At 60.2% G+C, this 13,302-nt stretch carries 13 protein-coding genes; 8 read left to right on the top strand and 5 right to left on the bottom strand.

All coding sequences use genetic code 11. The features are described 5' to 3' along the window. Positions 1–80: 80 nt before the first annotated feature. Positions 81–980 (bottom strand): AraC family transcriptional regulator, encoded by a 900-nt coding sequence (locus QYH69_RS19980; RefSeq protein WP_308833535.1) that lies wholly within the window; start codon positions 978–980, stop codon positions 81–83. A gap of 477 nt (positions 981–1,457) precedes the next feature. On the opposite strand from QYH69_RS19980, the gene QYH69_RS19975 reads away from it, so the two are divergent. The 5 genes from QYH69_RS19975 to QYH69_RS19955 all read left to right on the top strand — a co-directional run bounded on the left by QYH69_RS19975 (position 1,458) and on the right by QYH69_RS19955 (position 6,336). Continuing rightward, positions 1,458–2,378 carry an alpha/beta hydrolase gene (locus QYH69_RS19975; protein ID WP_308833534.1) on the top strand — a complete coding sequence of 307 codons (921 nt, stop codon included), beginning with the start codon at positions 1,458–1,460 and terminating at the stop codon, positions 2,376–2,378. A gap of 657 nt (positions 2,379–3,035) precedes the next feature. Next, the gene (locus tag QYH69_RS19970; RefSeq protein WP_374992458.1) at positions 3,036–3,341 is read left to right on the top strand and encodes a DUF4148 domain-containing protein; all 306 of its coding nucleotides are present in this window, start codon (positions 3,036–3,038) and stop codon (positions 3,339–3,341) included. Between the two features lie 158 nt (positions 3,342–3,499). Then, positions 3,500–3,787: a hypothetical protein gene (locus QYH69_RS19965; protein ID WP_308833532.1), complete on the top strand. Its 288-nt coding sequence runs from the start codon at positions 3,500–3,502 to the stop codon at positions 3,785–3,787. A 530-nt stretch (positions 3,788–4,317) separates the two neighbouring features. After that, complete coding sequence (locus QYH69_RS19960) at positions 4,318–5,328, top strand: AraC family transcriptional regulator (protein ID WP_308833531.1); 1,011 nt, start codon at positions 4,318–4,320, stop codon at positions 5,326–5,328. Positions 5,329–5,547: 219 nt separating this feature from the next. Next, the gene (locus QYH69_RS19955; RefSeq protein WP_308833530.1) at positions 5,548–6,336 is read left to right on the top strand and encodes an alpha/beta fold hydrolase; all 789 of its coding nucleotides are present in this window, start codon (positions 5,548–5,550) and stop codon (positions 6,334–6,336) included. Positions 6,337–6,414: 78 nt separating this feature from the next. Here QYH69_RS19955 and QYH69_RS19950 read toward each other — a convergent pair whose 3' ends face one another. After that, a complete protein-coding gene (locus QYH69_RS19950; protein ID WP_308833529.1) occupies positions 6,415–7,386 on the bottom strand; it encodes an AraC family transcriptional regulator in 972 nt (323 codons plus the stop codon). 497 nt (positions 7,387–7,883) lie between these two features. On the opposite strand from QYH69_RS19950, the gene QYH69_RS19945 reads away from it, so the two are divergent. Continuing rightward, on the top strand, positions 7,884–8,234 hold the full coding sequence (locus QYH69_RS19945; RefSeq protein ID WP_308833528.1) for a hypothetical protein: 351 nt from the start codon (positions 7,884–7,886) through the stop codon (positions 8,232–8,234). A gap of 78 nt (positions 8,235–8,312) precedes the next feature. Here QYH69_RS19945 and QYH69_RS19940 read toward each other — a convergent pair whose 3' ends face one another. The 3 genes from QYH69_RS19940 to lptF all read right to left on the bottom strand — a co-directional run bounded on the left by QYH69_RS19940 (position 8,313) and on the right by lptF (position 11,079). Then, positions 8,313–8,693 carry a CbiX/SirB N-terminal domain-containing protein gene (locus tag QYH69_RS19940; RefSeq protein WP_308833527.1) on the bottom strand — a complete coding sequence of 127 codons (381 nt, stop codon included), beginning with the start codon at positions 8,691–8,693 and terminating at the stop codon, positions 8,313–8,315. 109 nt (positions 8,694–8,802) lie between these two features. Then, the gene (gene lptG / locus QYH69_RS19935) at positions 8,803–9,951 is read right to left on the bottom strand and encodes an LPS export ABC transporter permease LptG (protein ID WP_308833526.1); all 1,149 of its coding nucleotides are present in this window, start codon (positions 9,949–9,951) and stop codon (positions 8,803–8,805) included. Between the two features lie 3 nt (positions 9,952–9,954). Next, a complete protein-coding gene (gene lptF / locus QYH69_RS19930; protein ID WP_308833525.1) occupies positions 9,955–11,079 on the bottom strand; it encodes an LPS export ABC transporter permease LptF in 1,125 nt (374 codons plus the stop codon). A 134-nt stretch (positions 11,080–11,213) separates the two neighbouring features. On the opposite strand from lptF, the gene QYH69_RS19925 reads away from it, so the two are divergent. Both QYH69_RS19925 and QYH69_RS19920 read left to right on the top strand, forming a co-directional pair. Beyond that, a complete protein-coding gene (locus QYH69_RS19925; protein ID WP_308833524.1) occupies positions 11,214–12,725 on the top strand; it encodes a leucyl aminopeptidase in 1,512 nt (503 codons plus the stop codon). A 9-nt stretch (positions 12,726–12,734) separates the two neighbouring features. After that, a complete protein-coding gene (locus QYH69_RS19920; RefSeq protein ID WP_075156525.1) occupies positions 12,735–13,151 on the top strand; it encodes a DNA polymerase III subunit chi in 417 nt (138 codons plus the stop codon). The last annotated feature ends 151 nt before the right edge of the window (positions 13,152–13,302 follow it).

Raw genomic sequence — 13,302 nt, 5'->3', positions numbered from 1 at the left:
GTCTCGTAGACGCACGCCGAATTCGAACTGCCTACGCCGGAACCCAGCTAGCAGAGCGCCGCGAGACGCATCGGACGGCATCAGACATCTTCCGTTTTAGCCGCAATCTCGAGGTGCGCACCGGATTTGTGTGCTCTCACGCGTAACAGATAGTCTCTAGGAGAAAAGCCGAATCGCGCTTTGAACACACGGCTGAAATGAGCGTGGCTCGCGAATCCGCAACTGAAGGCAATATCGCTGATCGAGACGTTTGATTCGCCGCGACTTCTGAGAAGATCGGCAGCGCGATCCAAACGGCACGCCCAGACATAGCGCATCACCGACATGGCGCTGGCTTTAAAAAGGCGATTCAAGTGGCCAGGCGAAATGCCAACCGACGTTGCGATACGTGTCGCGCTCAGCTCGTGGTCTTCCAGATGCCGTGCGACGTAGTCTTTTGCACGCGATAGCGCCACCTCGCGGTTTCTGGCACTTATCACCGCGAGTGGATTCCCCAGCACCATGGCAAGCAAATCCAGAAGATGCCGTCCTTGCCTTGCTCTTAGCGCAAGGCTCGTGCATCCGCTCTGTTCGGCAATGGACAAGATCAATTGACCAACGGCACGTGCGTCCGGATTGGACATGTTCGCAGCCACGAGCTCGAACGATTTGATCTGAAAGCCACGCTCGTGCAATGCGCGCCTCGGGATGGAAATCAATACCAGCTTTGTTTGATTATAAAAATTCTGCCGTTTCCACCCAGCCTGCGGTGGCGCAACAAACAGGCTTCCTGCGTCTAGCCGATGCGACCCTGCGATAGACGTCAACGTTATGGAACCCGATCGGACGAAGAACAGCCTCAACATTTGGCCGGGAAGCGATGACAGACGGCATTCCGACAGATCCACTGCATCGAGCGTGGTGACATGCAGGTCGCCGAGTGACCACTCTCCCGTACGAAGCGCAGCTTCGGTCCTGATTTCCTGCCGTGCAAAATTCATGTCGTACCGGCAGCCGCCACGAGTAACCTCGACACCGAGGAGTAAAGCGCGTTTTCTTGAAAGGGGGGTATCACCGACGGTCTCGAGTTCGAGCTAGATAGAAAACGTGAAAATGGTAATGGCGCCAATGAAGGTCTCCAATAACCGGGAAGCCGAAATTTGTGATCCGGAATCCAGACAGCGAGCAGCGCTTGGCAGTAGAGCAGAAGATACAGGGCCTGTCTTCGTTGCCGCGTCCCGGTTAAAACCTCGAAGCCGATACGTCACCGGTTGGTTCGTCGTGGAGGAAATCGGCACGGGCGCCCGGTCGCGTTCATTCCATTGCATGATCTGTGTCCGCGGACGCGAGCGCGCGCCGCGCGCGACAACTCGAGGAACGGAAGATCTGGACGATCGATCATGCAATTCGGAGGGTAGGAGATGGTCGTAAAGCGCTTACGAGCTTACCTTTGCACTGTCGGTCCGGGGAAGCGCCAGATGAACAACAAAGAAGTGATATCGAGTGATCGCAAGGAATGGCAAATGAGTGCGGATTCCGGTGAGGCTGGCCCTCGGTCCGGGAAGGAGGGCTTGACACTTCAGACAGCCCCCACGCTCTACGTCGACGGTGGCCGCGTTCAATTCGCGTTTCGCCGCCTCGGCCCGAAAAACGGCGTTCCCCTGGTGTTGTTGCAGCACTTCTCAGGCAACATCGATTCCTGGGATACTGCGGTCGTCAATGCGCTCGCCAAGGATCGTCCTGTCGTTATTTTCGACAACGCCGGTGTCGGACGTTCCACGGGACAAACGCCGGATAGCGTAGAGGCGATGGCACGACATGCGATCATCTTCATGACGTCGTTGGGGCTGCGTCAAGTCGATCTGCTCGGCTTTTCGCTCGGCGGCTGCGTTGCCCAACAAATCGCCTCTGTGCTTGGCGACCTCGTGCGCAAACTGATTCTCGTCGGCACTGCCCCGCAAGGTGGACAGCAACATCTGATGGCGGTCCTTCAGGCAGCATACGCCGACACGAGCGCGCCGGATCCGCGACTGCCTCTGTTCTTTACGCCCTCGGTCAATAGTAGATCGGCAGGGCTCGCTTTCCTGAAGCGGACACGGGAACGCACCGAGGATCGCGACACGGAATGCAATTCGGCCGCCAATGGAGCGCAGGCGAAGGCGCTGATCAGCTGGTGTGCCGTAGCCGATCCGCAGCACACGGTACTTCGGTCCATTCACCATCCAACGCTCGTTGTTGCCGGCAGCGCCGATACCATGCTGCCAGTCGATAACGCCTATACGATGTACAAGACCATGCCGAATGCGCAGCTTATTCTTTACCCGGACTCCGGCCATGGCGTGATATTCCAGTACCCGGAAGCTTTTGTTGGCTACGCTCGGCACTTTCTCAACGCATAGATCAAATACAGTCGGGCGACACGGAACCCGGCAATCGCGCCGCTGCACAAAGCACCGACATCCGCAGTCGAAACCTGCTCATTGCCGATGTGGCGATTCGCCATCGCTTCTGGCGCGATGTGTAGCATCCGACGCAGGATCTGCGGCTACTCCCCGCGATAGCCCGCATGTTCGGCTCTGCCTTTCTACTGGCTTATTCCACGAATCCGGACAGTTCAAGCAGCTTACGGAACTGGTAAGGATCCCAATACTTCCCGGAAGATCCTTCCCTTTGTGCACTAACGGGCACAAGGGCGCTTGCCTCGCGCACGGGATCTACACATCTGCAGGAAGCGAGCAACGAAGCTCCGTGAAACTAGGCTTCATATTCTTGACGCCTCGTTCAACCTGACGACTGCGCGCCGGCACGCCCTGCGTAATTGACTCAGCTCAAAAGAACAAACGATAAGATTGAAGGAATAAAGACATTGCATGGCGTGTTTTTCGCAGTGAACACGAGGTTCCACTGCTTGCTTCGCGAGGCTGGAAGGACATGCTGGTGAAGACGCGGTAATCGAGATCAATGAATTTCGATATCCAGATTAAAGAGTCGAGCAGTGTGTTTTTCACAATTCAATTCCCGCGGAGTTAAATATGAAGAAGCTCACCGTAGTGACCATGTCGGTCGTCGCAATCGCTATGACGACGGATCTCTCGAGCGCATTCGCGCAGGCGAAGACGCGGGAGCAAATCCGGCAAGAACTGGTTCAGGCAGAAAACGACGGCTCGCGGTTCGTAACCGATGCGTCTTATCCCGATGTCAGTCCGATGTATCAGCAACAAGTTGCGCAAATGAAGGCGCAACATGCGCATAGCGATGAAGGCTCTGGCAATTCCGGAACAAGCCTGAGCGGTAGACGCGCTGAAAAGCCACGAGCATGCGTCGGTCCGGTGAGCTACTGCAATCCCTATTTTGGCGGTTGATGCATGCCTTACAAAATACGTGTTTGCCGATCGAGGCTGGCCGCATGCATTTACGTGCGGCGGCTAGCGCGTCTGTTATAGACCGGCATTTTTATCGTGAGGGGCGCGACGCTCCTGCGGATCTGTTGGAAACCTGGTGACGAACGATGGATTGCTTGATGGCATGGATATCGGCGGGTTTGATCAAGCTACTGCTCAAGCGATACGAGCGCGATGACTTTGCCGGATACGTTGTGCAAACGGCTGGGGCGACCGGAGACGACGCATCGGTTGCTGATCCCGAAGGCGATATCATTCAGACGGCTTTCGCAACGCGTGATGTGCTCGAGGGGCCGCGTCTGAGACTGGTGAGCAAGAGCGATCCCGTATCATCGACGCTCGAGAATGGTTCGACTGCGGGACGCGCAATTCTTCGCCTGGCGCCGAATGCCACCGCCGTACGTTAAACAAGCGTGTCAACGACTAAAAAGACAGGCGATCATGAGACCTGGCCTCGGCAGCATGGCCACCAATCAGATGCGAAATTAAAGTCGTCTCAGGGGTTAGCGTTTGTGCGGGCGCTTCGCAAAGCTACCTCTTCAAGTTCAATGTCGATATTCGATGTCGATCCGGATCTCGGCGACCGGACGATCGATCATGTATACCGGACGCTGTGATATGGCCAGTGCATGACGCTTTCACTAAAGTGCTCGAGTGAACTGAGCGCAAGTCGGTAATCCCTGATTGCTTTCACGAAGCCTTGCTTGATGGCTCTGCGCCTGCTCTTCATATGCGCGGCAATCTTATCTTCGGCGAGGCCGAAACGGGGGCTTCGGGCAAAGCATTCAGTCGCGAAGCCGATCGTTCTCGATAGCGGCGGCGCACTGGCGAAGATCCAGATGATGCGCGCCGGTGCGTATGCACGTTTATGCGGCGCGCTTTGCCGTTTCACATGTGACTGATACCTGGAAAGAGTGCGAAAGGCGCTTGACGAGATTTGAAGAAAGCGAATGGGTCCGGAAGGAAAGTAGTAGGTCGATCTGCTTTAGCTAAAGTCGAATACAACGACGCGCAGGAAGAGCGGGGCGATGCCTTATCCCAAGTCCTCAGGCTGGTTCGGCTGCGGGGGCATATTGTTATTGAAGGTGAGCTGGGCGCCTTCACCGAAGCGGTCTTTCCGCCGGGCCGGTCGAGCTTTTTGCACATGCGCGACGGCGAAGTCGTGCTTCAGCCGCGCGATGGCGAACCGCTGTTGCTGCAGCCCGGCGACTTCGTTTTCTCCCTGCAGGCAGACGGATACACGATGCGAGACCGGCGCTGCGGCGAAGTGCGCCGGACGTTCAAGGCCAATCTGTCGGCGCGGACCGGGCACCAGGCTCAGAGCGCGCGATGGGCCATAAACTCCGACATCGTGGGACGTTTTCTCGCGGGTGCGTTCTCTTTTGACGTGGGTCCATTAGGGTCGTTGATAACGGAGCTGCCCAGGTTTATCCACGTCAAGTGCAATGAGAGTCAGGTTCCGCAATGGCTCGATTCGTTCTCTCGCGTCCTGATCGATGAAGCGACCAACGTCGGGCCTGGCTCTTCGATCCTGATGGCGCTTCTGATAGACCTGCTTGTCATTCGGACTTTGCGCACGTGGATCAATGGCGACGGCAACCGCCTGGACGGTCTTCTGGAGTTGACGGACAAGCGGATTGGGCGCGCCTTGAATGCGATTCACCGGAATCCGGAACAGGCCTGGACGGTCGAGTCATTGGCAGAGATCGCGGCGATGTCGCGATCGAATTTCTCGGATCGGTTCACGGCGACGGTGGGCGTGTCGCCACTGCGATATGTGACGTGGTGGCGCTTGACCTTGGCCGCCGACTGGTTGCGTGCGGGAAAGCTCAAAGTGACGGAAGTCGCCCAGGCCGCAGGATACGGATCGGAGGCCGCCTTCAGCCGCGCATTCAAAGCGCAGTTTGGCTATCCGCCGCGCGACTCGCGCCGGATTGCAAGGAGCTGATTCGACGCAAATGCCGTGCGACGCTAAAAGATTTTTTTGCTAAGGCTTCCCGGAAATGACGCGCTCAGTTCCGGGCCAAGCCTATGCTCGTACGATCGATCAAGAAAACGAGACGCCGCGATATGGCCCATTTCCGGCATCTTCCTTAGAGTGGCGCGCATGCCAGCCCATGCCATGCGAATTTTTTGACGCCTCTCCAAACCAAAGGAATCGATCCAGATGAAACGCCTCCTTGCTGCTCTTATCGCCCCCGCTCTAGCTTTCGGTGCCAACGCACAGGCTGCGGAGAAGCCGCCCATCGTTCTTGTCCACGGCGCCTTCGAGAACGCGAAGATATGGGGCTACGTCGCTGCGAAACTCAGTGCAGACGGTTACGAGGTCGTTACCGTCGACCTGCCTGGCCGCCCGGGCGCAGAGGCTGCACCGGACAAGGTCAGCCTCGATCTCTATCGCGATACCGTGGTTGACGCATTGAACAAGCTGCACCACCGGGCGGTCGTAGTCGGGCACAGCTTTGGGGGAATCGTCATCGCGGATGCAGCGGAAAAGGCACCGTCCAAAATCAGGACACTCGTTTTCCTGGCAGCGTACCTCCCGCATGACGGCGACTCGCTCGTGTCCATGGCGCAGCAGGACGCCGACGCAAAGATTGGACCGCACCTGAAAATCGACAAGGAAAAAGGTATTGCGAGCATCGAGTATTCGGCTCGCGCCGACCTGTTTGCAAACGGCGCTCCCGAAGGCTTGAGAAAAGCGATTCCGGACGCGATCCTAGATGAGCCGCTGGTTCCTCTGACGACCCCCGTGCACCTCACGGCCGCGCGCTTTGGCAAGGTCGATAAGGTGTACATCCATACTGCGTTCGACCAGGTGATCAGCCCGTCTTTCCAGGCCAAAATGGTGGCGAGCACGCCGGTGCGCGCCGAATACACGCTGCAGACGGGGCACACGGCTTTCCTGACTGATCCGGACGGTCTGGCAAGCGACATCGAGGCTGCTGCCAAATAAGCAGGCTGCCGCTGTATGAATGGACGAGGCGACTTTGTCGCCTTGCCGTCCGCCCCGGCGAACGCGCAGCACCTGCGCTCAAACCAGTTCCGAGCTTCGGGCGCGAAAAATACTGCCGCGCGAGATGCGATGTGCGTCGCTTGGCGGATACCCGAACTGCGCCTTGAACGCGCGACTAAACGCGGCTTCCGAGCCGTAGCCTGCAGCGTAGGCAACGTCGACCACTTTAAGCGTTCCTGCGCGCAAGAGGTCGGCGGCAACCGTCAATCGCCAGCGCGCCAGATAACGCAGTGGCGGCAACCCGACCACCGCGGTGAAGCGCTCCGAAAACGTGGAGCGCGACATCACGGCAATATCGGCAAGCGACTTCACGGTCCACGCCTCGTTGGGTGCCTGATGCATCGCGTTCAACGCGCGTCCAATGCGTTCATCGGTCAATCCGGACAGCCAGTCTGTCCGGTTGCCTTGCTTGCTGACCCACATCCGCAGCGTGCGTATAACGAGAAGATCGATGAGCCGCGAGATCATCAAGGATGCGCCGGGACTCGGGGCACGTGACTCGACGTCGAGGAAATGGGAAATGGCGCCGAGCCATGCCGGCTCCATCGACTTGTCGCACGTCAGGTGGATAAGGCCGGGAAGCCCTGTAAGCAATGACCGCAACGGCGCGCCATCGAAATAGAACGCGCCGGCAAGAAAAGATCCTGCAACATCGTCCCCGGCAGCCCATCGGAAAGTCTGCGCCGTGCCTCGCGAGCCGGAAGATACGTCGGCATCGAAGCATTGACGTGCTTTTGCGCCTGCGTTTGCTCGAATCGTGTGCCCGTCTGCGTGGGGCAAAAGAACAAAGTCGCCGGGGTGCAGCAGCACAGCTTCGCCGTCCCGTTGCGAGACCGCGAGTTCGCCCGTGCGTAAATGCAGGAAGATGGCAGGTCCCGGCGAGAACGTGACTTCGGCGCCGGTGCTCAATTCGCCGTGGAACACATGGTCGCCTCGCAGACGAATGAGTTTGAGCACCTCGGACAAGACATCAGGGGCCTCGGAGAGCATGGTCTTACCTCTGTAGTTTCAATCCTCGGGGGAATCCGGCCTTTGCGAAGGAAATGATATGGACTCGCACCATTTGCTTCGACGGTCCGCAGGCTACCTGGCTGCAATGTGAGCTTGCCGCACATACTACGATGGATCATGTTCCCGTGCGGGTGCTTCCACGACTCGCTGTATTGAGGCCGCGATGCGCGTGTTAAACCAGTCAAGGTATCTTTCGCTTTCTTTGTTGATCTCTCAAAAAAGCACTGCCTCACAATGATCAGGTTGCCGAAACATCGGTGACACAGGTCCGGAAGCCTGTTGCTGAAACCCGCACGCCTGCCTTCGCAGGCCGTGCGCTAACATCTGCTCGTCTGCTTTCTCAATGGGCGGGTCGTGATGAGGGAGCCGCGAGGCTCGCCGGTTCGGTTTCAGCCCGGTCTTCCGACCTCATCATCGTGCCCGCTCACCCCATTCCAAACGGATTGAGTCGGGCCTTCTCACCAGTGGAGGTGCCTATGGCCAGACAAACGCGAAATGTTCCCCTTCAAACGCTTACGCGCGAGCAACTCGAGAAGCGCATCGACCTGCTTGAACGCGTGAACCGCACGGCAATCGGTTACGCGGACCAGTACAGCAAGCAGGTCGCGAGGATCGGTGCGATCGCGCGCGCGGTAAAGCGAGCCGGCGTGACCTTGCAGGATCGCATCGCGCTGGTCGAAGCGATGGAGGCGCTGGCCGATCAGGCGGAGACTGAAGCGGCGCTCGACAGGGATTGCATCGAATGGGTGTGCGCGTGTCCGCCGGAGGAATGGGACGACGTGCATGCGGAGTTGAATCGGATGCCTGCAGACGCGACTCGGCACTGACGCACGAAACGTCGCGCGAGCGGCGACGTAAGCGTTGCTAAGCTGAGTTTATTTGCATCAAACGGGCAGGGGCGCCCGCTAGACCTGCCGCAAACAATACTGCGCAATGGCCTCGATCACCGCTTCGTCTTCGCCGACGGGCGTCGCGCAGCGAATCTCGATGTCCGGATGCGCCGTCCGGCATCGATCGACGATCGCGGGCAGGTCCTGGCGGATGTGGCCGCCTTGCCCGAAAAACACGGGCACGATCGTCACGGCGCGACAGCCGTCGGCCACTTGCTGCGCAACGGCTGTCGGCAGATCCGGTGTCATCAGTTCAAGGAAGGCCAACGAGACGGGCGCACTGCGCAGGCCCCGCAAGGTATCGGCGAGCCGTTCGAACGGCTCCGCCCAGCGCGCGTCGCGCGCGCCATGCGCAAACAGAACGATGCCGGTAGCGGCCGCATCGGTAGTTGCCATCACATCCCTCCCGATCAGGTCGAAAGCACGCAAAGCACACACAGCACACAAAGCACACAAAGCGCGTGCGCCGTATTAGCCGGCAATCGGCCCCGCGCGGCCGCACCGACTAATGCCGGTCGACCCACTTCAGCCCGACGAGACCCAGCACCAGATAAACGAGTGCCGGCGTCGCGGCCGTCAACGGCGCGGGCCATGTGTTCAGATTGCCGATGTGCGAGAACAGCGTATTGAACAACTGGAAGCTCATCCCGAGCATGATGCCGCCGAACACCTTTACGCCGACCACGCCGGCGCGCGTATGCAGATACGCGAACGGCAGCGACAGCACCAGCATGACGAACACCGCGAACGGATACAGCAGCTTGCGCCACAGCGCGATTTCATAGCGCTGCGTGTCCTGATGGTTTTCCGTCAAATGCTGGATATAGCGGAACAGGTTGAACATCGACATCCGGTCCGGCGACACGAGCAGGACCGACAGAATCTGCGGCGTCAGTTCCGAGCGCAGCGAGTACTCGGGCAGCGTGATCTGTTTCGCGCGATAGACGGGATTGAGTGCGTCGGCCGGCGTGACGCCGGCCGGCACGACGTCGATCAGTTGCGTATCGGTCACGTCGGTCAGTTTCCAGTGACCGGGTGGCTGATAGACGCCCGACTTCGCGCTCCGCACATTCGACAGCCTGAACTTCGAGTCGAATTCGTAGATGCGCACATTGCTGATCGTCGCGTCGGGTTTCAGCTCGCCGACGTTGACAAAGCGCGTGACCTGCTCGCCGTCGGCGCGCGCGGTCAACGTGTCCTTGACCCAGACGCCCGACTGAAAATTGCTCGACACCGACGAGCCCAGCGCCTCGAGCCGCACGCGCTCGGACAACTGGTCCGTATAAGGCCCGATTACTTCGCCGATCAGATACGTGAGCAGCACGAGCGGGATGCCGATCTTGAGCAGCGAGCGCAGCGCCTGGTTCGTCGCGAGACCGGAGACGCGGAAGATCGTGTATTCGGAGTTCGCGGCCATCTGCGCGAACACATAGATCGCGCTGATCAGCGCGGCGACCGGAATGATTTCGTAGAAGCGCGACGGCGTTTGCAGCGCCACGCGCAGCACCGCAAAACTGAAGTTGTAATGACCGCGGCCGACCGAATTGAGTTCGTTGATCAGGTCGAAAAAGAAAAACAGCCCTGAAAACGCGAACAGAATAAAAACGAACGACAGATAAACCTGACGCGCGAAATACCGCTCATAGATCCGCATCGGTCAGGCTCCTTGCGACTGCGACGAGCGCGCGACGCCGGATCGCCGGCTGAACGTCGCGCGCGAAAACAGCGGCCGGTTGCGTACGCGCAGCCAGAAGATAAACACGACGATAGCGGCAACCACGAGATGCAAGCCGACGAGGCCGACCGGGAACGACATCTTCCCCTGCTGGATCCACGACTGCACGACGTTCAGCACGTTCGAATAGGTCAGATAGATGAGCACCGCCATCACGAGGTTGATCGTGCGGCTGCGGCGCGGGTTCTGGTACGCGAGCGGAATCGCGAGCAGCATCAGGTTGATCGCGATCAGCGGCAGCCCGGCGCGCCACGCGAACTCGGCAAGATTGTCGCGCGTCGGGTTGCGCAGCAGTTCGAGCGTGGGCGTGCCGGTCGCGGTAGGCGTGGTGACCACGGGCTGACTCTGGATCTTGATGCCGTAGCGCTCGAATTCCATGATGCGGAAATCGGGGTGGCCCGGCTCGCCGTCGTAACGCCGGCCGTTTTCGAGCACGACGAAACGGTCGCCGTTCTTTTGCGTTTCGGTATGGCCGAACTTCGACACGACGACGTTGACCTTGCCGTTCTCGGTGCTCGTGACGAATACGTTCTCGACGTGCGACTGGTCCGGCGACATCTTCTCGATGAAGAACACGCGGTGGCTTACCGTCGATTCGCGGAATTGTCCAGGAGCCAGCAGCGAAACTTCGTCGCGCTGCTGGAAGCGCGCGCGGATCAGTTTGTTCTGCTGGTTCGACCACGGCCAGCCGACGAACACGAAGAACGCGATCAGGATGATGATCGGCGTGGCGAACACGCCGACCGGTCTGATGAACTGCGTGAGGCTCACGCCCGACGATAGCCACACGACCATTTCGGAATCGCGGTACCAGCGCGTGAGCACGAAAAGGATCGACACGAACAGCGTGGCGACCAGCATGATCGCGAGGTAACCGATCACGGTCAGGCCGATCAGCACGAGCACGTCGCGCGGATCGATTTCGCCGGACGCGGCGAAGCCGACGATGCGGATCATCATCGTCGTCAGCACGAGCGTCAGCAGAACCATGAACACGGCGCCAGCCGTATAAGCGAGTTCGCGCTGGAGGGAGCGTTCAAAGATCATGGTTGAAGATGGGAGGGCGCGCTTGCCGGGGCACCGTAGGCGTAGTACCTGCCTCCAAAGCGACGGCCACAGGAAAAATAGCGGATAATTGCGGCTTTCATCCTAAGCCCAGATTTTATCCGAGGACAAGCGCGATGGACTTTAGCATAAAAGCCTGTGATTGGAGCAAAGGCTCGACCCAAGGGTTCCTGACGGGAAAATCAGATTGCATCGTGATCGGCGTGTTCGAGTCGCAAACCTTGTCCGGTGCGGCGCTCGAAATCGACACGGCCACCAAGGGGCTGTTGACCCGCATCATCAAGGCGGGCGATATGGACGGCAAGACCGGCAGCACGCTGTTCCTGCATGAAGTGTCCGGCATCGGCGCATCGCGCGTGCTGCTCGTCGGCCTCGGCAAACAGGATGCGTTCACGCAGAAGGCGTACGGCGACGCGGTGCGCGCCGCGTGGCGCGCGATTCTCGGCACGAAGATCGTGCAGGTCACCTTCACGCTCGCCCAGGCGCCGATCAGGGAACGCACGTCGGACTGGGCCGTGCGCGCGGCAATCCTCGCATTGCGCGAACTGACCTACCGCTTCACGCAGATGAAGAGCAAGCCCGATACCACCGCGCGCGCGTTGAAGCGCGTCGTCTTCTCCGTCGATCCGGCCGACGAGAAGCTCGCGAAGCTCTCCGCAAAGCAGGGCACGGCGCTCGCGAACGGCATGGACCTCACGCGCGACCTCGGCAACCTGCCGGGCAACGTCTGCACGCCGACCTATCTCGCGAACACCGCGAAAAAGCTTGCGAAGGACTGGAAACTGAAAGTCGACGTGCTCGGCCAGAAGCAGATGGAAGCGCTGAAGATGGGCTCGTTGCTGTCGGTCGCGAAAGGTTCGGCCGAGCCGCCGCAGTTCATCGTGCTGCAGTACCAGGGCGGTGCGGCGAAGGCGGCCCCGGTCGTGCTCGTGGGCAAGGGCATCACGTTCGACACGGGCGGCATTTCGCTGAAGCCCGGCGACGCGATGGACGAAATGAAGTACGACATGTGCGGCGCGGGCTCGGTGCTCGGCACGCTGCGCGCGGTCGCCGAGATGGGCCTGAAGCTCAACGTGGTCGGCATCATCCCGACCTGCGAGAACATGCCGTCGGGCACGGCGACGAAGCCGGGCGACGTCGTCACGAGCATGTCGGGCACGACGATCGAGATCCTGAATACGGACGCCGAAGGGCGCCTGATTCTCGCCGACGCGCTGACCTACGCGGAGCGCTTCAAGCCGGCCGCGGTGATCGATATCGCGACGCTGACGGGCGCGTGCATCATCGCGCTCGGCCATCACAACACGGGCCTCTTCGCGAAGGACGACGCGCTCGCCGGCGAACTGCTCGACGCGGCGAAGGAAGCGGCGGACCCCGCGTGGCGCATGCCGCTCGACGACGAGTACCAGGACCTGCTGAAGTCGAACTTCGCCGATGTCGCGAATATCGGCGGACGTCCGGCCGGCAGCGTGACGGCGGCGTGTTTCCTTGCGCGCTTCACCGAAGCGTATCCGTGGGCGCACCTCGATATCGCCGGCACCGCATGGAAGAGCGGCGCGGCCAAGGGCGCGACGGGCCGGCCGGTGCCGCTGCTGTCGCAGTTCCTCATCGATCGCGCTGCACAATAACGCCCAGGCATGACGCGCATCGATTTTCATTCGAACGTCGGCGACTCGCTGCTGTACGCGTGCCGCCTCGTGCGCAAGGCGTATCAGGCCGGCCAGCCGCTCGTCGTGCTGGCCGAGCCGCCGCGTTTGCGCGCGTTCGACGAGCAGTTGTGGACCTTCTCGCCGCTCGATTTCGTGCCGCACTGCATGGCCGGCGCCGCGCTCGCCGCCGATACGCCGGTCGTGCTGGCCGCGAATCTCGACGACGCGCCGCATCACCAGATCCTGCTCAATCTCGGCGCCGCGGTCCCCGCGCAGTTCGCGCGCTTCGAGCGGCTGCTCGAAGTGGTCGGCAATGCGCCCGACGAACTCGCGGCAGGGCGCGAGCGCTACCGGTTCTATCGCGATCGCGGCTATGCGCTGAACAACTACAAGCAGGGCGGCTAACCGGCGGCCCGTCGGCGGTCATCGGGTCCGCAAGTTGCAGCCGCGGCGTGACGCGCGGAACTTGCCCGCCGATCCCTAGTCCTGAATGACAGGCCAGTCGTCATCTTCGTGCCGCCGGGCCGGGTTCCGGCTCATCGGTTCGTCCGACTTA

Source organism: Paraburkholderia sp. SARCC-3016, assembly GCF_031119615.1.
Taxonomy (GTDB): domain Bacteria; phylum Pseudomonadota; class Gammaproteobacteria; order Burkholderiales; family Burkholderiaceae; genus Paraburkholderia.
Note: the sequence above shows the minus strand (reverse complement) of the source record. Positions and strands in the feature narration are given on the sequence as shown.